Origin of the sequence: Phormidium sp. CCY1219 (genome assembly GCF_035615515.1) — a bacterium.
Lineage (GTDB): Bacteria > Cyanobacteriota > Cyanobacteriia > Cyanobacteriales > Laspinemataceae > CCY1219.
The window spans coordinates 1-386 of sequence record NZ_JAJENT010000797.1 but is presented as its reverse complement, the minus strand read 5'-3'; the positions used below and the strand labels follow the sequence as shown (position 1 = coordinate 386).

The following is a 386-nucleotide window of genomic DNA, read 5'->3' as shown; positions in this document are numbered from 1 at the left end:
CGATATCCCCGGTTTGAAAGCCTTTAACGAACTTGAATCGCGGCACGTAACGCTTTGGAAATCCAAACTTATCCGTGGGACACATTTGCCGCGTACCATAATTGACAATTGACAATTGACAATTATCAATTATCAATTATCAATTATCAATTATCAATTATCACTCGGCAGGGTTTGGGAGTCTCTTCGACCGTTTTTTTGAGAACGATCGTGAAGGGAAAACGACAATAAATTGCCGCTTTCCGAGCCTTTAGCAACCGCCGTGCCGTGCCGGGTGAACAAGGCGTTAGCGGTTTGAGTTGGGTGTCAAGTACGAAAACGAAATTAGACATGGTGTTTGTCTCTAACTCCGAAGAGTGATGTGTGCTTCGCCAATGTTCGGAAAG

General features: G+C 44.3%; 1 protein-coding gene. It reads right to left on the bottom strand.

The genetic code is table 11. From position 1 onward, the window contains the following. Window positions 1–146: 146 nt before the first annotated feature. Entirely contained in the window at window positions 147–332 is a 186-nt protein-coding gene (locus LKK83_RS24540; protein WP_324634049.1) for an RRXRR domain-containing protein, read from the bottom strand. Between the last annotated feature and the right edge of the window lie 54 nt (window positions 333–386).

Coding starts and splice junctions, on each gene's coding strand:
- LKK83_RS24540 (WP_324634049.1), bottom strand. CDS start 332: ATGTCTAATTTCGTTTTCGTACTTGACACCCAACTCAAACCGCTAACG.